The sequence below is a fragment of the Moraxella sp. CTOTU46934 genome (assembly GCF_031979465.1).
Lineage (GTDB): Bacteria > Pseudomonadota > Gammaproteobacteria > Pseudomonadales > Moraxellaceae > Faucicola > Faucicola tetraodonis.
On record NZ_DALZEG010000014.1, the window covers coordinates 1 to 21,058 of the forward strand.

At 43.5% G+C, this 21,058-nt stretch carries 20 protein-coding genes and 1 pseudogene; 17 read left to right on the plus strand and 4 right to left on the minus strand.

The window, feature by feature from the left end; translation table 11 throughout:
- Positions 1 to 88: 88 nt before the first annotated feature.
- The 8 genes and pseudogenes from RTN07_RS09900 to lpxC form a co-directional block, all read left to right on the plus strand.
- Positions 89 to 958 (plus strand): annotated as a pseudogene (locus tag RTN07_RS09900) (PhoX family protein); the annotation flags it as partial.
- 197 nt (positions 959 to 1,155) lie between these two features.
- Positions 1,156 to 2,274, plus strand: a complete 1,119-nt coding sequence (murG, locus tag RTN07_RS09905) for an undecaprenyldiphospho-muramoylpentapeptide beta-N-acetylglucosaminyltransferase (protein WP_312177782.1) — start codon at positions 1,156 to 1,158, stop codon at positions 2,272 to 2,274.
- A 148-nt stretch (positions 2,275 to 2,422) separates the two neighbouring features.
- The gene (murC, locus tag RTN07_RS09910; protein WP_060995614.1) at positions 2,423 to 3,832 is read left to right on the plus strand and encodes a UDP-N-acetylmuramate--L-alanine ligase; all 1,410 of its coding nucleotides are present in this window, start codon (positions 2,423 to 2,425) and stop codon (positions 3,830 to 3,832) included.
- Between the two features lie 183 nt (positions 3,833 to 4,015).
- The gene (locus RTN07_RS09915) at positions 4,016 to 4,939 is read left to right on the plus strand and encodes a D-alanine--D-alanine ligase (protein WP_309597008.1); all 924 of its coding nucleotides are present in this window, start codon (positions 4,016 to 4,018) and stop codon (positions 4,937 to 4,939) included.
- Between the two features lie 197 nt (positions 4,940 to 5,136).
- Positions 5,137 to 6,015: a cell division protein FtsQ/DivIB gene (locus tag RTN07_RS09920; protein WP_312177784.1), complete on the plus strand. Its 879-nt coding sequence runs from the start codon at positions 5,137 to 5,139 to the stop codon at positions 6,013 to 6,015.
- Positions 6,016 to 6,040: 25 nt separating this feature from the next.
- Positions 6,041 to 7,321, plus strand: a complete 1,281-nt coding sequence (gene ftsA / locus RTN07_RS09925) for a cell division protein FtsA (protein WP_312177785.1) — start codon at positions 6,041 to 6,043, stop codon at positions 7,319 to 7,321.
- Between the two features lie 149 nt (positions 7,322 to 7,470).
- Entirely contained in the window at positions 7,471 to 8,691 is a 1,221-nt protein-coding gene (gene ftsZ / locus RTN07_RS09930; RefSeq protein WP_007116178.1) for a cell division protein FtsZ, read from the plus strand.
- 194 nt (positions 8,692 to 8,885) lie between these two features.
- Positions 8,886 to 9,764, plus strand: a complete 879-nt coding sequence (lpxC, locus tag RTN07_RS09935; RefSeq protein ID WP_253852216.1) for a UDP-3-O-acyl-N-acetylglucosamine deacetylase — start codon at positions 8,886 to 8,888, stop codon at positions 9,762 to 9,764.
- A 338-nt stretch (positions 9,765 to 10,102) separates the two neighbouring features.
- On the opposite strand, the gene RTN07_RS09940 is transcribed toward lpxC, so the two are convergent.
- Positions 10,103 to 10,591, minus strand: coding sequence for a DciA family protein (locus tag RTN07_RS09940; protein ID WP_060995236.1), 489 nt, complete (start codon positions 10,589 to 10,591; stop codon positions 10,103 to 10,105).
- A 185-nt stretch (positions 10,592 to 10,776) separates the two neighbouring features.
- On the opposite strand from RTN07_RS09940, the gene RTN07_RS09945 reads away from it, so the two are divergent.
- Positions 10,777 to 11,475: a M23 family metallopeptidase gene (locus tag RTN07_RS09945; RefSeq protein ID WP_065253598.1), complete on the plus strand. Its 699-nt coding sequence runs from the start codon at positions 10,777 to 10,779 to the stop codon at positions 11,473 to 11,475.
- An 86-nt stretch (positions 11,476 to 11,561) separates the two neighbouring features.
- Here RTN07_RS09945 and RTN07_RS09950 read toward each other — a convergent pair whose 3' ends face one another.
- Positions 11,562 to 12,332, minus strand: coding sequence for a DOMON domain-containing protein (locus RTN07_RS09950; protein ID WP_312177788.1), 771 nt, complete (start codon positions 12,330 to 12,332; stop codon positions 11,562 to 11,564).
- Positions 12,333 to 12,339: 7 nt separating this feature from the next.
- On the minus strand, positions 12,340 to 12,657 hold the full coding sequence (locus RTN07_RS09955) for a YhbY family RNA-binding protein (RefSeq protein ID WP_138018748.1): 318 nt from the start codon (positions 12,655 to 12,657) through the stop codon (positions 12,340 to 12,342).
- 326 nt (positions 12,658 to 12,983) lie between these two features.
- Here RTN07_RS09955 and rlmE point away from each other — a divergent pair, with 326 nt between their 5' ends.
- From rlmE to RTN07_RS09990, 7 genes are all read left to right on the plus strand, one after another.
- Entirely contained in the window at positions 12,984 to 13,616 is a 633-nt protein-coding gene (gene rlmE / locus RTN07_RS09960) for a 23S rRNA (uridine(2552)-2'-O)-methyltransferase RlmE (protein ID WP_309575123.1), read from the plus strand.
- 243 nt (positions 13,617 to 13,859) lie between these two features.
- Complete coding sequence (gene ftsH / locus RTN07_RS09965; protein ID WP_312177791.1) at positions 13,860 to 15,761, plus strand: ATP-dependent zinc metalloprotease FtsH; 1,902 nt, start codon at positions 13,860 to 13,862, stop codon at positions 15,759 to 15,761.
- Positions 15,762 to 15,865: 104 nt separating this feature from the next.
- Positions 15,866 to 16,759, plus strand: coding sequence for a dihydropteroate synthase (gene folP, locus RTN07_RS09970; protein WP_312177793.1), 894 nt, complete (start codon positions 15,866 to 15,868; stop codon positions 16,757 to 16,759).
- A gap of 13 nt (positions 16,760 to 16,772) precedes the next feature.
- The gene (locus RTN07_RS09975; protein ID WP_036594505.1) at positions 16,773 to 17,357 is read left to right on the plus strand and encodes a DJ-1/PfpI family protein; all 585 of its coding nucleotides are present in this window, start codon (positions 16,773 to 16,775) and stop codon (positions 17,355 to 17,357) included.
- A 24-nt stretch (positions 17,358 to 17,381) separates the two neighbouring features.
- Positions 17,382 to 17,636, plus strand: coding sequence for an FAD assembly factor SdhE (locus RTN07_RS09980; protein WP_312177795.1), 255 nt, complete (start codon positions 17,382 to 17,384; stop codon positions 17,634 to 17,636).
- A 9-nt stretch (positions 17,637 to 17,645) separates the two neighbouring features.
- Entirely contained in the window at positions 17,646 to 18,167 is a 522-nt protein-coding gene (locus RTN07_RS09985) for a hypothetical protein (RefSeq protein WP_312177796.1), read from the plus strand.
- 169 nt (positions 18,168 to 18,336) lie between these two features.
- Positions 18,337 to 19,053: a YidB family protein gene (locus tag RTN07_RS09990; protein WP_312177798.1), complete on the plus strand. Its 717-nt coding sequence runs from the start codon at positions 18,337 to 18,339 to the stop codon at positions 19,051 to 19,053.
- A 135-nt stretch (positions 19,054 to 19,188) separates the two neighbouring features.
- Here RTN07_RS09990 and aroE read toward each other — a convergent pair whose 3' ends face one another.
- The gene (aroE, locus tag RTN07_RS09995) at positions 19,189 to 20,007 is read right to left on the minus strand and encodes a shikimate dehydrogenase (RefSeq protein WP_312177799.1); all 819 of its coding nucleotides are present in this window, start codon (positions 20,005 to 20,007) and stop codon (positions 19,189 to 19,191) included.
- 239 nt (positions 20,008 to 20,246) lie between these two features.
- Here aroE and RTN07_RS10000 point away from each other — a divergent pair, with 239 nt between their 5' ends.
- On the plus strand, positions 20,247 to 21,023 hold the full coding sequence (locus RTN07_RS10000) for a hypothetical protein (protein ID WP_312177800.1): 777 nt from the start codon (positions 20,247 to 20,249) through the stop codon (positions 21,021 to 21,023).
- The last annotated feature ends 35 nt before the right edge of the window (positions 21,024 to 21,058 follow it).

Genomic DNA, 21,058 nt, shown 5'->3' on the forward strand with positions numbered 1-21,058 from the left:
AGAGTCACTGACAACATCTTGGATGACATCACCGCTTGGCAGAACCGGCCACTGAGCAGCGTCTATCCTAACATATTTTTTAATCGTGAACAGGTTCTTAGATAAAGGTACTTTGTACGTTGCAGTATTTAAAGATGATGGTACAGGTGAATGGAAACCATTAACGTTTGGTACAGGCGCATTAACTGCGTCTTATGCAAAATACGCGTTTGCTAACCAAGCTGATGTGTTGGTACATGCTCGTATTGCGGGTGACGCACTAGGTGCAACTAGAATGGATCGTCCAGAATGGGTATCGGTCAGCCCTGTGACGGGTGAAGTTTATGTCACATTAACCAACAATTCTAATCGTGGCGTTTCATATCCGGTAGATGCAGCTAACCCACGTAACTATGCTACCAACAAGGGTAACCGTAACGGACATATCATTCGTTGGGCTGAAAAAGGTAACGACCATACAGCTACCAGCTTTAACTGGGATATCTACCTATTTGCAGCGCCAAATGATTTAACCGCAGAAAATTTGTCTGGTTTAAATGCCAATAACGATTTGTCTTCACCAGATGGCTTATACTTCGACCCACGTGGCGTATTATGGGTAGAAACCGATGACGGTGCTTACACTAGCAGAACCAACTGTATGCTACTAGCTGCGTTGCCAGGTAAAGTCAATGATGGTAAAGAAGTGACCACATCAGCGGGTATCAAAACCCGCGTTGGTATGCAAGCTACAGAACAAAATATCAAACGTTTCTTTGTGGGTCCAAAAGGTTGTGAAGTAACGGGTATCACCTTAACGCCAGACTTTAAAACACTCTTCATCAATATCCAACATCCAGGCGAAGATCAACCAGGGGTCACATGGGGCGCGATTACTGGTGGTACTACACCACGTTCAGCGACGGTGATGATTACCAAAAAAGACGGCGGTGTGATTTTAGGTGAGTCATTAACATAAGTTAAACACGCAACAAAGTTATCAAAAACCCTTGAACAGTGATTCAAGGGTTTTTTTATAAAATAACCTTTTATCTTTTAAAGGTATAAAAAGAATGCTATGATTTTGCCATTTTTATGGTGATTGTTTTTCCAAATAATCGGTCTTTTATGATGGGATAATCCCAATGAATATATCGATTGAATAAGGATTTTGTAATGAGTGAGCCAACGATGCAAAAACCGCGCGTGCTGATGATGGCAGCAGGCACGGGTGGGCATGTGTTTCCAGCGATTGCGGTGGCTCAAGCGTTACAACAATCAGGCGCCCAAGTGCATTGGCTCGGCACCCTAGTCGGTATGGAAAATGAGTTGCTACAACATTACGACTTTAGCTACCATGCCATCAATATGCAGGGGTTACGCGGTAACGGTATCAAACGCTTATTTAAAGCCCCGTCAACCTTACTCAAAGCAACATTAGCGGCTATCAAAATCATCAAAACCAATAAAATCGACATCGTGGTAGGGTTTGGTGGTTATGTGACCGCACCTGGCGGATTGGCCGCCAAATTTTGTAAAATACCAATTTTGATTCATGAACAAAATGCCATCGCAGGCATGAGTAATAACTATCTATCTAAGCTTGCTAATCAAGTGTTAGAAGCCTTCCCAAATACCTTTACCGAACTACCTTCTAATAAAGTAATGACAGTGGGCAACCCAGTACGTGAGGCTATCGTACAGGTACCGCCACCAAAAGCCCGTATTGATGTCAATGATAGCAGTCCTTTAAAGCTATTGGTCATTGGCGGTTCTCTGGGTGCTCAGGCGCTAAATAATCATATCGCGCCCACGCTAAAAAAATTAGAAAGTATGCCAGACGCCAAGCCGTGGCAAGTGCGGCATCAATGTGGTAAAAACAACCAAGAGGCTACTCAAGCGGTATATAGCGAAGCACAGCTCCAATCAACCCAATATGAGATTTTGCCATTTGTCAAAGATATGGCAGAAGCATACAGCTGGGCAGATGTGATTGTCTGCCGTGCTGGGGCGCTCACGGTCACAGAAGTTGCCACGGTTGGATTGCCTGCGGTGTTTGTGCCGCTGCCCCATGCGGTAGATGATCACCAAACGGCCAATGCCAAAACCCTATCACAACATGGCGCCGCGTTTTTAATGCCGCAAAAAGAATTAACGGCAGAGAGTTTAAGTGCGATTTTAGCCAAGCTCGACCGTCATCAAATTTTAGCGATGGCAGAAAAAGCGCGTGAATTTGCCAAACCCAATGCCACACAGCTGGCTGCCGATGCCATTTTATCCCAGTTAAAACCCTAATTATTTTTTACAACTTATAAGTCATTTATCATTGAGCCTGTCTATGTCAAAATCAGCCAAAACTGCCACTGCCCAATCTACTGAAAAACCTGAAAAAACCAACCGTGTCACCAAAAAAATTACCAAACGTGTGGTCGAAATTCCAGAGATGCGCCGTATTCGCCACGTGCATTTTGTCGGTATTGGTGGGGCAGGGATGTGCGGTATTGCCGAAGTCGTCCATAATCATGGCTATATGGTTAGCGGTTCAGACATCAAACAAAGCCCAGTGACCGACCGTTTGACCCAAATGGGCATTCAAGTGTTTATCGGGCATGATTCCAAAAACATCAGTGAAGCCGATGTGGTCGTGGTGTCATCAGCCATTGATCATACCAATCCAGAAATCCAAGCCGCCTTGTCAGGACGTATTCCTGTGGTACGCCGCGCCGATATGCTAGGTGAGCTGATGCGTTACCGTCATGGTATTGCAGTAGCGGGTGCGCATGGCAAGACCACCACCACTAGCCTGCTTACCATGATTTTAACCGAAGCGGGTTTGGATCCTACTTATGTGATTGGTGGTAAACTTAACGCCTCAGGCAAAAACGCGTCATTAGGTCAAAGCCGTTATTTGGTGGCGGAAGCGGATGAGTCAGATGCGTCGTTTTTATCGCTGCGTCCGATGGCAGCGATTGTCACCAATATCGACCAAGACCATATGGAAACCTATGGCGGCAGTTTTGATAAACTAAAAGCCGCGTATGTGCAGTTTTTACAGAATATGCCGTTTTATGGGTTGGCAGTATTGTGCGGTGATGACAAAGAGTTATACGGACTGATTGATAAAATCGCACGTCCTGTGTTGACTTATGGGTTAGAAAAACATAACGATGTGCAAGCCATTGATGTGGTGGCAGATGGCACCAAAACCCATTTTACCGTACTGCGTAAAGACCGTGAGCCACTGCCGATTACTTTGAACATTCCTGGCATTCATAATGTCTATAACGCCTTAGCGGCTATCACCATCTCCACCGATGAAGGTGTCAGTGATGAAGCCATTTGTCAAGCGGTCAAAAAATTTGCCGGCGTGGGCAGACGTTTTGAAAACAATGGTAACTACCCTGTGAAAGATGGCGCAGGCGATGTGCTATTGATTGACGACTATGGTCACCACCCAACTGAAGTGGCAATGACCATCAAAGCGGCTCGCCAAAGCTATCCCGATCGCCGCTTGGTGATGATTTTCCAGCCTCACCGTTTTACCCGTACCCGTGATTGCTTCGATGATTTTGTGGACGTATTGTCACAAGTCGATGTGTTGATGCTACTCGATGTGTATAGCGCAGGTGAAGCCGTGATTGAAGGCGCGGATAGTCGCAGCCTTGCCCGTACCATCCGTACTCGCGGACAAGTTGAGCCAATTATGCTGAACATCAATGACATGGATCAAATCCGTCAGGTGCTAGGTAGTATGTTAAAAGGCAATGATTTGCTGATTACCCAAGGGGCGGGTAACGTGGGTCAACTCTGTCTAGATTTGGCAAAAAATAATTTATTTCTAGCGGACAAATAACCGTTTGATTGAACAACCGCTTGATTGAAAACCACGCGGTAAACGGTTATGAAACTAAGGTATTGAAAAGCTATTTTAGCTTGCCCATGCTCCTAAGCCAAGTCATAGCCAAGCAATAGTTTAAAAAATTTGTGTGAAATAATTATAGCAATAAATCCGGTTAACAAAAGATTAGGAATCAATATGTCAGAGCTTATCGATGTCAAACAATTTGGTAAAGTGGCGGTTGTCTGTGGCGGCTGGAGTGCCGAGCGTGAAGTGTCACTGACGAGTGGTCAAGCTGTGCTTGATGCGCTACTCGCTAAAGGCGTGGATGCCCATCACTTTGACCCCAAAGAAACAGATATCTCAAAACTGCGCGACTATGACCGCGTATTTAATGTGTTGCATGGCACTTTTGGCGAAGATGGCAGCCTGCAAGGGGTGCTAGACGGCTTTAATATTCCGTATACCGGTTGTGGTGTGTTAGCCTCTGCAATTGCCATGGATAAGTTTCGCAATCGCCTAGTTTGGCAAGCGTTAGATTTACCAAACGTACCTTACGTCGTGCTTGATGACAATACCGATTTTACCGCTATCGAACAGCAGCTAGGTTTGCCGCTGTTTGTCAAACCCGCCGCCGAAGGCAGTAGTGTCGGCGTCTTTAAAATTAAAGAAGCGGGCGAGCTTGCCAAGACCTACCCACAGCTCAAACAATACCACGGCGCTATTTTGGCAGAAAAAGCCATCACAGGCGGTGAGTATGCTTGCTCAATCCTCGGTGACGAGGTGTTGCCCAGTATTCGCATCATCCCAACCACTGAGTTTTATGACTACGAAGCCAAATACAATCGTGATGATACCGTCTACCAATGCCCATCAGATTTGAGCGAGGCGCAAGAACAAACCATGCAACAAATTGCAAGAAAAGCATTTGCCGCAATTGGGGGCAAAGGTTGGTCACGTGTGGATTTTTTACGAGATGACGAAGGCACGCTATATCTGCTTGAACTCAATACGGTGCCCGGCATGACCAGTCATAGTCTGGTGCCGATGGCAGCAAAAGCGCGTGGCATGGATTTTGCGACGCTATGCGTGCGTATCTTAGAACAAACGTTGAGCAATTAAGTCGTTTTCGTTTATATTTGTTTACAAAAAAAGTACTTGAATTGTCTAGAAGCGTATTATCTATTTACCATTCATTTCATTGAATTTGCTATGATATGCTTCTAAGCATAAATCCTTGTAATATTTTTAGTTATTTTGATTTTTGTTGTTGAGATTTTAGTAATTAATAATTTTAGACCGAGTTATGATTGGTCAATATGGCAAATTCATTTGTGGCAACTGCTTCTCTAGATACTACGCTCCCTAATCGCTTTCATCAGCTACTGCCAAAGTTGTTAATGCTTGGCGTTGTGTTATTGTTAGTGATATTAGCGGCTTTGGCGATTAATGTGTTCAACAAATTACCCAATGCCGCGATTAGTTTGCAGCATAAAGGGTTAAATTCCCAGCAAACCCTGCAGCTTCAGCAATTATTGGGCGAAAAAGCAGACACAAATTTACTCAAAGCTGATTTGCAAAGCTATCTAGCAAAACTTGAGACGGTAGATTGGGTAGGGCAAGCCGATGTGCGCCGCGATTGGCAACAAGGTATTGTGGTCAATGTAGTACCGCGCCAAGCCGTTGCCAAGTTTGGTAGTGAGCGTTTAGTCGATGCCAATGGCATGGTATTTAAACCTGCCGATAGCAATGACCTAAATAATACCAGCCTAATGCAGCTACAAGGCGATAGCCAAAATGCCATTGTGATGATGCAGCAAATCAAGCAAGTCAGTGATTGGTTTATGCCACTGGGTATAAAAATTGAAGAAGTCATTGTAACGCCCAGAATGGCATGGCTATTTCGCTTTGATAACGGACTTCGGGTACTGGTTGATAATGACAATACGTCAGAAAAACTGTATCGACTAAGCATCATGTTACAAAATCAGCTTAAACCACAGCTCAAAACGCTGCAAACGGTGGATTTACGCTATAAAAACGGCATGGCAATTACCAAACGACCTATGATACAGCAAGCTGGTGATACAACTGCCGTCAATGCCAAATCGGATGATACTAAATCCGTGACCGATGCCAACTCAACAACCGATTCGAAAACTAACGCCTTAAAAACCACCGCCAACCCCAGCCATTAGGTGAAACATAATTTTGTAGTGTTCTATGAAAAAGCCAGATCTGATCGTCGTCGTCCACCTAAGTGCTACCGCTATTCATACTGTGATTGGTCAAATCCACAGTGCGCAAGATATTCGTATTATCGGTTTATCTACCGTCAAAAACCATGATTTCGCCCAAGGCACCATTCGCCACCGCGAACGTCTAAAATCTGCCATCAAACAATCTATTCAAAACGCTGAAGACATGGCAAATTGCCGCGTAAACAGTGTTTGGCTTAGTTTTTCTACCCCAGATTTGCAAAGCGTCAATAGTGTGGGCGAAGTCAAAATCAAACACGATATCGTACAAGCCAAAGACGTGGTCGCCGCGCTAACCCAAGCCAAAAATAAACATCTTACAGATGATTTGTATTTGATGCATTATGCCCAGCAAGGTATTGCTTTAGATGGCAATGCTGAGATGATTGATGATGCGATTGGGATGCAAGCGAGTGACTTGATGGTGCTCTATCATCTGATGATGATGCCGGTCAAAGGTCGCCAAAATTTACAGCAATTGCTGCAAGAATGTGATGTCAGTATCGACCAAATGCTATTTGATGCCGTATCTACCGCCGAATACGGCTTATTGCCTGAAGAAAAATACCATGGCGTATGTCTGATTGATATTGGGGCATCGACCACCAGTGTCTGCGTTTACCGTGAAGATAAGCTGATTTATACCCATTGTTTTGCCGAAGGCGGACATCACGCAACGCTGGATATCTCTATGTTGCTAGATGTCACCATTGCTGAAGCAGAGAATATGAAAAAATCCCAAGCCAGTGTCGATCGTCATGGGATTGACTCAAGCCAATTTTTTACCATCAAGCGCTCACAGCATGACGATGAAAAAACCATTAATATGCTTGAACTACTTGAAGTCACTGAAGCTCGCTATATCAGTATTTTAGGCAATATTAAAAAAGAGCTGGATAAAGAAGGGCTAAGTGATTTTTTACAACAAGGCTATGTGATCACGGGCGGTGGTGCTGAAATGCGCGGACTATTGCCATTAGCCAAAAAAATCTTTGCCAATAAAGTAAACAAGGTCAATCAACACTCAGCGATTTCTGCCTATACCCAATACGGCGATGATGATAAGCTTCGCACCATTGCGACGATGATTGGTGAGCGTAAATACCAAACCGCGTTTGGCACACTGTTATATAGTCAAAGTGAGGCATTTCATCATAGCGAGAAAAGCTCACCCGACTCTTTGCAAGTTCAGCCCATGCGAGAAAAACTCAAAATTGTGAATAAATTTTTTGGTAAATTTTTCTAAAAAAGAGATATTTAGTATTTTAAGAGTGCTCATGTTATGATTGACTCTAAAATCCACTAATTGTGTAATGATTTAATTGATATTTAATTTAATATATTTGCTATTTATGCTGCTCAAATCTACTTGACAGCATACGGAGATTTTCAATTATGGAAGCGAAGTTTAGTATTGTACAAGATCACACTGATACATTTGCCGATTCAGCCCGTTTAACCGTCATCGGTGTCGGCGGTGGCGGTGGGAATGCCGTTGAAACCATGGTACAAAATGGTGTAAAAGGCATTACCTTTGTCTGTGCCAACACCGATAGACAAGCGCTTGACCGCCTGTCAGCGCCCAATAAAATCCAGCTCGGTATCAAAAATAACAACCGCGGCTTGGGCGCAGGTGCCAACCCAGAAGTGGGTCGTGAAGCAGCCGAGAGCGATGAAGAACAAATTCGACAATTGCTAGAAAATTCTGATATGGTATTTATTACCGCGGGTATGGGCGGTGGTACAGGTACAGGCGCTGCGCCAGTCATCGCCAGACTTGCCAAAGAGCTGGGCGTATTGACCGTTGCCGTGGTGACCATGCCATTTACCTTTGAAGGTGGCAGACGCAATAAAGTGGCTAGAGAAGGTATTGAGCAGCTTTCTAACTTTGTCGACTCCATCATCACCATCCCCAACGATAAACTGATGACAGTGTATGGCAAAATCTCTATGAAAGATGCCTTCAAAAAAGCCGATGAAGTGTTACTTCAAGCGGTGCAAGGTATCTCCAATATGATTTCAAAAGATGGTTTTATTAACATCGACTTTAACGATATTCGCACGGCAATGACCTCACGGGGTCATGCGATGATGGGTATCGGTAAAGGCAGTGGGGAAGACCGCGCTGAGATCGCTGCTGAAAAAGCCATCAAAAGCCCATTGCTTGACAATTTATTGCTTAAAAATGCCAAAGGTCTATTGGTCAACGTGGTGGCTAGCTCAGATTTCAATTTTGAAGAGCAAGAACGCATCACCCAAAAAGTGCATAGCTTGGTGGATATTGACGAAGCCAACATCTTCTACGGTGTGGTATTTGATGAAGACATGGGCGATGAAATCCAAGTGACCGTGGTGGCAACCGGTCTTACGCTAGATAATACCCCAAAGCACCCAGCTAGAGATTTTGTCTCAGATGCCTCTAGCACCCACAAAGTGGAAGCAGGCACGCATGAACCTGCGTATGCGGCACGCCGTGATATACCACAATCCATCCCTGCACCTCAGCCACCTGTACAGCAAGCTATTGAGCCTGCGCCAGCGCAACCGCAATCATCGCAGCCACAACGCACAGGCAACAGTATTCAAGACTATCTACGTCGTCAGCAAAATCGCTAAAATACCGTATGACTTTTAACAGCCTCACACCTTAATCGTTGTGGGGTTTTTTTATCACTGTAGTCAATCATAAAGGTCGATAAAATCAATCAAGCATCACTATGATGTGGAAAGGGACAATGGTAGAATAGCCAAATGTAACAAATTATATCAACTTAGCTTTGGCTAAGGATGAGTGCAATCTACTAGGGGGCATTATGCAGCAGCGTACTATTCAACAACCCATTAATCTTGAAGGCATCGGCTTACATAGCGGTAACCCTGTACACCTGCGCTTTTCTCCTGCACCCATTGACTATGGGATTCAATTTTTACGTAGCGATGTGGCAGATGCACAGCCCATACCCGCTATCTATCATGCGGTAACCGATACCATGATGTCCTCAAATCTCACCAATGAATTAGGTCAGCGCATTGGGACAGTCGAGCATTTGATGAGTGCCATCGCTGCGCTTCAAATTGATAACTTACAAATCGAAGTGTCAGCGCCTGAAATTCCAATCATGGATGGTAGTGCCATCGAATTTGTACAAGTATTGCAGCAAGCGGGTATTGCCGAGCAAACGTCTGCCAAACGCTATATTCAGGTGTTGCAACCGATTGAGGTTCGCGTGGAGGATAAAGTCGCTGGATTTCGTCCCTACGATGGATTTGTGTTAGATTTCCAAATTGACTTTAATCACCCTGCGTTTAATGGCTCACATCAAAAGTTTAAATTGGATTTTAATGAAGGCAATTTTATCGAGCATATTGCCAAAGCGCGCACATTCGGCTTTTTAAAAGATATTGAGTACCTAAAAAGCAATAACTTAGGGCTAGGGGGTAGTATGCAAAACGCCATTGTTTTAGATGATAGCGGCGTACTTAATCCTGAAGGGTTACGCTTTGACGATGAATTTGTACGCCATAAAGTATTAGATGCGATTGGTGACTTATACCTTGCCGGTCACCAAATTTTGGGTGAATTTTACGCTTACAAGTCAGGTCATGCACTCAATAATAAATTATTACAAGCTTTATTCAGTGATGAAACTAACTATAAAGTTGTAACAAAAAATGACAATGTTAACTAGATTTATTTAGATTTATTAATTTTATTATGTATTTATACTAATCAAAAAATTTTACATATGGTTTGATTAGTAACATTTTTTCATCAAGAAGTTATCATTTTATTACACTAATTAAACCCAACCATCCAATTTTATCATTTAATTTTTGGATATCTTTTTTTAGCCATTGACTACTATAAGCGCACTAAAAATAAAAAAAAAGATATCTTTATCTATCATGTTAATTGTAAATTTTTTTCTACTTTTTTACTTTCACTTGCACAAGCCATCAATGCATTGATAAATCTTACTATATTAGTAACATAATTTACATAAAATTACATTGTAACTTGGCTATTTTAGTCTTTTATCAGTTTTTGTAATGCCGTTCTAAGTGGCTCGTTGTCCGTGACAAGGTCACATAGCTGTGTTATATTTCGCTTCGTAGATTCGCTTAGCTCACAATTCTTTACATTGCTAACATTATGATTACATTGTAAATCTGTCATTTGCGCGGTATGGACAGGTTTGACAATCACTACTCGAAATCGTAACTGGGTAAATTGATGAAAATTGTTGTCGAACGCTTGCAGTGTTGATAGTAGGTGCTGCTGGTTGTAATTGAGGTGATTGGCAAGGGTATGACTGGTCGTACTCACCACAAGTCTAAATGACTCACAAGCAATCACTTGTAAGCTTGCTAAGACTTCCTCAGTCAACACGTTTTGCCAAGCACTGCGAACATCGTCCGTCAACTGCTGTAATTGCTGCAGCTTTTTTTGAAACGGTAATTGATAGTTGGCAAGACGCTCAGTGCGAGAGGCAAGATGGTTGGTTGGTTTTTTCATAGTCAATGAGCAGTGTGGTGGGTAGTTAAGCGACAAAAATTTTGATTTAGTCTTAGTATTGGGTCTTAGTGTAGGTGATTTTAAGACCAAATTATAGTGAATTAAATCTTGCCAATGCGCTAAAGTAGCGTTCACATGACATTGGCACAGGGTTTAATAGCATAAGGTTTAACAAAGGATAAAAGATGAAATTAGCTCTAATCGCATTACCAGTTGTTGCTTTAACTACAATGAGTGTTGCACAAGCTCAAATTCTATCGATTACCAATGCTGGTAAAACCAGTCAAGTTATTGTCCGTGAAGACGATGGTGAAGATTATTATCTGCCTTCAGATGCCGTCAATGCCGCTATCAAAAATCTAAGCCAACAAACCCAGCAAAAAGAAGACCGCCTCGCAAGTTTAGCACAAAAGCTATCGACTCAGCCAACCACCACCATCATCAATATGCCTACCACGGGCAGCTATGCGGGTAATGGCATGTTAGCGTTGCGCCCAATTACGTCATCTGCACGCATGAGTTCAGGTTTTGGCTATCGTATCCACCCGGTCACTGGTAAATCACAGTTTCATAAAGGGATGGACTTTGCTGCTCCCATTGGCACCCCTATTTATGCCACCGGTAATGGTGTGGTGACTTTCTCAGGTTGGGGTACCGGGTATGGTCGTTATGTTGAAGTGGATCATGGCAACGGTACTGTCACCCGTTACGCCCATACCTCTGCAAACTATGTTAACGTTGGCGATACGGTGTATGCAAATCAGCAAATCGCGGCGGTAGGCAACACGGGTCGTTCAACAGGCGCCCACTTACATTATGAAGTACGCCAAAATGGTCAAACCGTCAATCCACAAACTTACTTGGCAATGGCGCCAGCGCGTTAATCGTGACACTATCTCGGTATATAAAAAAACTGGCTTTAAGCCAGTTTTTTATTTTTCGCTGTGCTATGGTTTAAAATCATCCTAATTTAGATGTTTATCCAGTGTGCCTTGGTATGAAAGTCCGCTGGGTGTGCATGCTGTATGGCCCAATAACTCATTTCATCGACGGTTGGAGCTGAGCTATCTGCTAAGCTATTGTCTGGCGGTTGCTGAATCACACGCGTTGGATTTAGCGCATAATTACCATTTGCACCAACCAACTTGTCCAATGCTGATTTGGCAAATGTCATACCGACACGAAAAGTACCAACGCTAAACGCATATTGCTGCTCTACCGCTCGTACATGGGTGAGGAGCATGGGACTTGCAGAACACCAAAAAACAAGCGGAAGCTCGCTATCTTGTGTGACGGCCTGGCTAAAAAAATTGATATCCTCACCATAAGTCAGCGCTGTGATAGGCAAGCGCCGAGGGGGTAATGTATTCGGTGTCCGATAGCTGTCAAAATAATAAAGATTAAACTCACCATTGGTCGCCAAATTGACCTCAAGATACGGGCTATCCGCTTGGCTATCTTTGGCAATAAAACACTCAAAACAATCTGCTTGCCATAAATAATCTTGGCGCATCACGCGTTGAAGTGCCAATGGGCTAAATGTCGGAAAATTTGCCCATAGACCAGCTTGCAGAGCGGTTTGACTATCATCAATCTTGGGATGGGCAGCATCAAATAAGATAGTTAAAAATTTACTATCAGCGACCACATGTACTGAAAGCTGGTAGTCCAGTATTGCCGATACGGTGAATGGTTCAACCGTGCGCGTCAGTGCGAATGTCTCACCCTGTAACGTGTCCATTGTAGCCTTATCCAAAACGTGCCAAGTTTGATAACTTAGGATTGGCGTCCAGATTGCGACGCAATAATAATACCATACGACCGATACTGGTGACCAAAATCGCATCAGTGGCTTCCGCAATCGCATTTGCCACAGCGTCACGATCTGCTTTGCTACCCGCTGGGATTTTTACTTTAATCAGCTCATGATCGCTCAGTGCGCGCCCAATTTCTTCAATAACGGTTGGGGTAACGCCTTGACCCCCAATCATTACCACCGGGTTCAGCTGGTGACCGATGCCTTTTAAATGTTTGATATCAGCATTTGATAAGCTTGAATTTGCCATAACTGTCAATTGACCTATAAAAAAATTAGCCAGCATTATACCATATTAATCATTTTGTCTAACAAATTATGGGCAATACATAGGCAAAAACACATAGGCAAAAACGCTGGCATGACTTATCATTCTGCAAAAATCACTAGATTAAAAAAATCAATAGCCAATCCATGAGTTAACGCAAGCTAACTTGGTGAAATATGCTAAAATAACAGCCTTAACCCTTGAGATTGTCAAAATTTACCGATAGTCATTCTAAGATGGCGTTGGGTTTTTTAGCCAAATCCCAAGTGAAGAATTTTTAAACTATAAAGGGTAGTTTGTAGAGAATTATGGCAACGCGTATTACCAACAAAAAATTGTCCAAAAGTAGCCGTGCGTGGATGAAAGAGCACATTGACGACCACTATGTCAAACTTGCCCAGCGCGATGGCTATCGGGCAAGAGCGGCTTACAAATTGCTAGAAATCAACGAAAAACTGCAGCTGATTAAAAAAGGCATGACGGTGGTCGATTTGGGTTCTGCCCCAGGCAGCTGGTCGCAAGTTGCTGGCAAACTAGTCGGTGACACTGGCAAACTCATCGCCTCGGACATTTTGCCGATGGATACGTTAGAGAATGTGACCTTTATCCAAGGTGATTTTCGTGAGCAAGCAGTGTTTGACAACATCATGGCAGAAGTCGCCGATAAAAAAGTGGAAGTGGTGCTATCTGACATGGCGCCCAATACCTCTGGTTTTACGGCAGTCGATCAGCCACGCATGATTTATTTATGTGAGCTTGCCATGGACTTTGCCGAGCAAGTGCTCCCGGAAGGTGGCACCTTAGTGATTAAGGTATTCCAAGGTGAAGGCTCTGATGCCTTACGAAAAAATATGCAGCAGCGTTTTAGTAAAGTGCGTAGTATTAAGCCTGCAGCGTCACGCGCACGCTCAAAAGAAATGTATTGGATAGCCACCAAATAAGGTAATTTGCTTTAGTCTATCCCTGAACTTGACTAGATAAAAATTGGTAATATGTTTTTACTAGAAAATAACAGAGAATTCGCTTGATAATGTTAAGGTAAATCCATATATCATGCTATATTGAAAGATTAATGTAACGTCTATTTTTGGTGAAAAATCTACCTATCTTTGGTAAACATTTTGATTTAACCCCACTTTTTAATCAACCCCCTAACGCGAAGGATGAAAAACAACGTGAGCGACATGGTAAAAAATACCTTATTGTGGTTAGTTGTGATAGGGGTATTAGTGCTAGTCTTTAGCAATTTTGATACCCGCAATGAACCTGATAAGCTCAATTACTCCCAATTTGTCACTGCGGTGGCAACTGACCAGGTCAAAAGTGTCAAAATTGACGGGGAGCAAATTTCTGGTGAAAAGAAAAACGGCTCAACTTTTGAGACAGTACGTCCTGCTGTCACTGACACTGAGCTAATGCCAAAGCTTATTAAGCATAATGTTGAAGTTCAAGGCGCCACCCCTGAACGTCAAGGCGTGATGATGCAATTACTGATTGCAAGCTTCCCAGTGCTATTGATTATTGGTTTGTTCTTGTTCATCATGCGTAATATGAGCGGTGGTGGTGCAGGCGGTGGTCGCGGTATGGGTCCGATGAGTTTTGGTAAATCTAAAGCCAAAATGCTATCCGAAGACCAAATCAAAGTGACATTTGCAGATGTGGCAGGGTGTGATGAAGCCAAGCAAGAAGTGACAGAAATTGTCGACTTCTTACGTGACCCAGAGAAATTTACCAAACTTGGCGCGACTATTCCACGTGGTGTATTGATGGTAGGTCCACCCGGTACTGGTAAAACCTTGCTTGCCAAAGCGATTGCAGGTGAAGCCAAAGTACCATTCTTCTCAATTTCAGGTTCTGACTTTGTTGAGATGTTTGTAGGTGTCGGTGCAAGCCGTGTTCGTGATATGTTTGAACAAGCCAAGAAAAATGCCCCTTGTATTATCTTTATTGATGAGATTGATGCTGTCGGTCGTCATCGCGGCGCAGGCATGGGCGGTGGTCATGACGAACGTGAACAAACTTTAAACCAGTTATTGGTTGAGATGGATGGTTTTGAAGGCAATGACGGGGTAATCGTGATTGCGGCAACCAACCGAGTCGATGTACTCGATAAAGCATTGTTACGCCCAGGTCGTTTCGATCGTCAAGTGCAAGTTGGATTGCCTGATATCAAAGGTCGTGAGCAAATTCTTCGTGTTCACATGAAAAAATTGCCCTCAACAATTGGCGTCGATATTCGTTCATTGGCACGTGGTACGCCAGGTTTCAGTGGTGCGCAATTAGCGAATTTGGTGAATGAGGCGGCGCTATTTGCTGCACGTAGCAACAAAGCGTCAGTTGATATGAACGACTTTGAAGAAGCCAAAGACAAGCTGTATATGGGTCCGGAACGTAAATCGATGGTACTGCGTGAAGAAGAGCGTCGTGCAACGGCTTACCATGAAGCAGGGCATGCCTTAGTGGCTGAAATGTTACCGGGTACCGACCCTGTGCATAAGGTTACTATTATGCCGCGTGGCTGGGCGTTAGGTGTCACTTGGCAATTGCCAGAGCATGATCAGACCAGCGTCTATAAGTCAAAAATGCTAAATGACATTGCGATTTTATTTGGTGGCCGTATCGCTGAAGAAGTCTTTATCAATCAGCAATCGACTGGCGCGTCAAATGACTTTGAACGTGCTACCAAGATGGCGCGTGCGATGGTTACCAAATACGGTATGTCAGATGCCATGGGTGTGATGGTATATGAAGAAGATGAAAACCAAGGTTATTTTGGGGCATCATCTCGTACTATCTCAGAAGCGACCCAGCAGAAAGTGGACGATGAAGTTCGTCGTATCCTAGAAGCGCAGTATGATATCGCACGTGCATTAATTGAAGGTAATGCGGATAAAATGCATGCCATGGTCGATGCGTTAATGAAATGGGAAACTATCGATCGTGACCAATTGCAAGACATTATGGCGGGTATCCCACCACGCGAGCCTAAAGTTTATCAAGAGCCGGTTAGAGTAAATTTTGATAAACCAAGCAATCCACCGTCAAGTGGGTCGGGCTTAACGCCACCGCCGTTACCTGCAATGTAAATTATCCATAATATGAGTTACACAAAGACCGCTACCAACTTGATAGCGGTTTTTTTGTTTTTCACTTAAAATAGTAAAAAATTTTAGCCATCATTGTGGACATCATGCAGCTACAGCCCATTCCCAACTTTGCCATTCATTATCATAATCAAACGCTCGATTTATCTTATCCCCATATCATGGGTATTTTAAATGTCACCCCAGACTCATTTTCTGATGGTGGTCGATATAATCATATCGACCAAGGCTTGCGTCATACCGAGCAGATGATCAAAGACGGGGCGACGATTATCGATGTGGGGGGTGAATCTACTCGCCCAAACGCCAGTCCCGTGAGTGAGCAAAAAGAAATTGACCGCGTTATTAAAGTGGTTGAAGCGATTAATCATAACTTTGGTAAGCAAGTGTGGGTGTCGGTTGATACCAGTAGCCCGACCGTGATGACCCTCGCCAGTCAAGTCGGTGCCAAAATTTGGAATGATGTACGAGCCTTGACGCGCCCCGATGCCATTGCTACCGCTGCCAAACTTGATATCCCTGTCATGCTTATGCATATGCGCGGTGAGCCAACGACCATGAATCAGCTGGATAATTATCAAGATTTATATACCGATGTTATTACCGAGTTACAGCAGCGCATTGATGAAGTTGTGGCGGGTGGGGTCAGACGTGATAATCTTATCATTGACCCAGGGTTTGGCTTTGCCAAAAACGCCCAGCAAAATCTGGCATGGCTGAATGAATTTTATCGGTTGCACACGTTTAATCTACCGGTTATGGTAGCATTATCACGTAAACGCTTTGTCGGTGAAGTGCTTAAACATACTAATTTGCCCCATGAAGCGACTGATAGAGACATCGCCAGTATGGTTGCAGGATTACTTGCGGTTCAGCAAGGGGCATGTATCGTACGCACTCACAATGTGGCTGCGACCAAAGCAGGATTAGCTATGTGGCAAGCGATCAATTGTAGTAATACTACTTCTATAAATTACTAAGTAAAGGAAATCTATGCTAACAGTGGGTATTTGTTTATTTGATGAAGTTGAAGTATTGGATTTTGCAGGACCGTTTGAAGTGTTTTCATTAGCTGAAAACGAACAAGGTGAGAAACTGTTTAATGTCATTGTCATTAGCCAAAATAACGTAATCAAAGCTAGAAACGGCTTAACAGTTTTGGCAGATTATAATTTGACCAACCATCCAAAAATCGATGTTTTGGTAATACCTGGTGGTTATGGTGCTGAACAGATTGAGATTCATAACACTGTATTATTAGAATGGATAAAACAGCAATCTAACCAAGTAAGCATTCTATTATCTATCTGCACAGGGGTATTCTTGCTGGCAAAAATTGGCTTATTGGATAATCTTAAAGCGACGACCCACTGGATGGATGTAGCGCAAATTCAAAAAGATTATCCAAAGATTGAAGTGGTAACGAATCAACGCTATGTTGATAATGGCAAAATTATCACATCAGGTGGTATTTCATCAGGTATTCATGCTAGCCTATATACGGTAGCCAAGCTATCCAAGATTGCTATGGCAAATGAAACTGCGAAACGAATGGAATTTGATTTTTATTTAGACTGACGATAAATATAATCAGAGAAGACTATGACCGAACCTACATTAGAGCAGCGCAAAGTTATCTACCGTGCCAGACGGGGGCTAAAAGAACTCGATTATTATTTTGACCCGTATGTGAGAGCGCACTATTTACAAGCCGACTCACAAGAGCAGCAAATTTTTGCAGAATTGGTGAAAGAAGAAGATCCTGATTTGCTAGACTGGTTTTTACACAATCAGCCGACCAAGCCAGAATTTGCTGATTTGATAGCCAAGCTCAAATCATTAAAAGCATCTTCTTAATTGACTTAGATGAACGAACGCTACTTATCGCGTCATAACACCTCATTTATTGACATTGATGCCACGCTCAAACCCAGTGTGGATAAAAAACTGCTTTGGGGGGCTTGTTTATGGGTGGTAATTGGTATTTTAACACTTGTACCTTTAGCGCTTATTTATAAACTATTGCTAGGTATGGTCGCTATAGCCAGTCTTTGGTTCGGGCAAGTCTCTAGTTGTCACTTATTGGCCATTTCATCGTTACACGCCAAACCGCAAAGTAACAATCAAACCTCACCCTATGACAACTTTGATTTTTTAACCTGGCAAATCCAGTGGGTACGTGGGGTTGTCAAAGTACCTAGACATCATAAGCAAGCGGTGTGGCAGGCAAATTTGCTGGGCATCGCTGATATGGGGTGCTTGGTGATTTTAACATTTGGCTTGATAGAATCAGCCCCAGCTAAAATCAGCGTAACCATTTGGCAAGACCAAGTGGACCGCGATACATGGCGGCAATTTAAGGTGCTAGCGAACACGCTGGAGCGATAACAAAAATGGTATATAAGTTATATTCAATATTGCTACAATTAAATCAACCAAGTGTTGAGGCGACTGCGCATTTTAGCTTGAACTTAAGTGCAGTTGGCAATGGGCGTGCATCAGTGCATTATTATTGGTGATATACGACAATCATTGAAAAAGATAAAAGGGAATGACCATGGGTCTATTAACAAGTCTAGTAACACAAGTGGCGCAAAATGCCATTCAAAGCAAAATGGGCGGTCAAAGCCAAGCAGATATGGGCGGCCTAGGGAATATTTTTGGTAATGTTTTAGGCGGCGGAGTGCAGCAGCCACAAATGCAATCAAATGGTTTTGGGTTGGATGATATCATCGGTATGGCGATGAACCAAAATCAAGGTATGTCGCAAATGTCTCAGGGTGGCGTGCTAGGACAAGTGCTAGGTAGCGTGCTAGGGGGTGGCATGGGCGGTGGTCTAGGTAGTGGTATGGGCAATAACGTGGGTATGAACCAATTTCCACAAAGTCAAAGTGGCTTTGGTGGTAAGGGTATGTTAATGGCGGCTTTGTTGCCAATTGCATTGATGTTTATTCAGCGTAATGGTGGTCTATCAGGGGCCTTTAATAAAATTCAAAATATGGGATTCGGTCATCAAGCTAACTCTTGGATGAGTGCTGACCAATCAAACCAACCACTGGATGCTAATGATATCAATCAGCTATTTGATAATGATGAGTTGGCGCAAGTTGCGGCACAAACTGGTGTCGACCAAAGCGAAGTCCGTCAAAGTATGGCGGAGCTTTTGCCACAGTTATTTGACAACTTGACACCACATGGTGATACCCAAACCGAAAGCCAAGCCAATAAAGAAATCAGTGATATTTTGGCGCAATTAGGCAAGGCGAATCGCTAAATTAGTATGACTAAAAAAAGCTAGTGACAAACTGGCTTTTTTTATTGGGTTTTCCTGCGCTCTCTTGGGCAAATTTTGGTTTTGTCTATTTTATCTAAAGCGTAGGCGAGTGCGTAGTGCTTTTTTATGAGAAAGCTAAAAATGAAAATTCGTCAAATCGACTTGTTTACCCGTCCAAAGCGCAAAACTTAATGCCCCTTGATTGACCAGCATTCCCAAGCCATCCGAGGTTTTGGCATGTTTCGCTTTAAAAAAGTCCAAAAACGCGGATGGTTTGCCATACATCATGTCATAGGCAAAATCGACCGTCATATCCTTAGCGAACGGCAAGGTGTCACCGCTTAGACCTATCGACGTTGCATTAATAATCACCTCAATATCATTGGGTAAATCCGTCAAATTTGAAAAGGTGAGCTTATCGGTATCAAATAATCGGGTTAAATTCTCTGCTTTTTCTACTGTGCGATTGGCAATATGTAGCGATTTTACTTGCGCATCTAGCAACGGCAAAATCGCGCCACGAGTCGCCCCACCTGCCCCTAAAATAGCAACGTTTGCGTCTTTTAACCTGACGCCTTGCGACAATAAATCTGCCACCAAACCGCGACCATCGGTATTGTCGCCATACAGTTTGCCCGCTTTGATGGCAAGGGTATTGACTGCACCCGCCAAGCGCGCGTATTCAGATAGCTCACCGCGCTGCTGGCACAGCGCAAATGCCATCTCTTTAAAAGGTACGGTCACATTTGCCCCTGTGCCACCGCCTGCAAAAAATGCTTCGATGACAGCGGTAAAGCTGTCGACATCGTTGGGACAATATTGGCGTTGGTAAGACAAGGTGATGCCAGTTTGTTTGGCAAAGGCTTGGTGCAAATCAGGCGATTTGCTATGGGCAATCGGATTGCCGATTACCATGCAATGATAACGGACGTTTGAATCAGGAATTGATGACATGGGAAAACCTATAATACGATGAGTAAAATTACCAATTGCCACCACTTTACAATAACTATGGCTGCGACATCAATGCTGGGTTTTGATTGGCTAGGTTTTGATTGGCTAGGTTATGATTGGGTGGATGTAAAGCGTAGCAATTCATCGATTCGGCTAAAAATAACAACAAAAGCGTACTGTTAACCGCTATCAATGCCTTGTTACAATGCGCTATTCACACCAACCCGTTATACAACACAATGAAGCTAATTGCCCGCAAACCGCTTTTTTTACCGCGTCAAAACCGCTCAGAACATCCGATAAGCGCTACCCAAAAAGGCGCTACCAAAAAATGCGCTGCCCAAAAAAGCGTTACCCAAAATAAACCCACTTGGCTAAAAAATCTTGGCGGGGGGTGCGTTATTCTAACACTCACCTTAACTGGCTGTGATAAGGTCAAGCAAATCGCCTCACAACGCAATGCCAGTGTGACCGCTAGCACTACCGCATCGACCACAGCCGCCAATCCGTCTATCAACCCTACCTCGCAGCCAACACCTGTGGTCTATCCCATCAATGAATGGCAGCAACAAACGTTGGCAAACAAAGTCAGTATCCACGATACCGAAGCCATGACGTTATTATTAGGTCAACCCATTACCATTGATACGCAAAGTTTGGACTACCGAAGCAATGTGGCGAGCAAATATAGTTTTGCCAAAATCGGTGAGCCGTATTTTGATTTACTTGATTCGCCTATGTATATCGAGGTACAGTGGTATTATGCCAGTGCCTATGACAATGCCAGCGTTAAAAACATCAGTATCCAGCATGCCAAAACAGCGTTTCATCTGACCCAAAATTGGTTTGGGCAAGATGGCTCAGACATTGTTGCCCATATGGTGCAAGGACAGCCGATTAAAAATGCGAGCTACCACGGAATTTTGGTAGAATTAGCACGCTGTGACAATTATCATTGTGATTTGGTGGTCAGAAAACCCACTGTCACCCCCAAAACCGCTAAAAAAAGCGGCTAATTGATGCGGCTTTCACTGTCATACAGTCAACTATT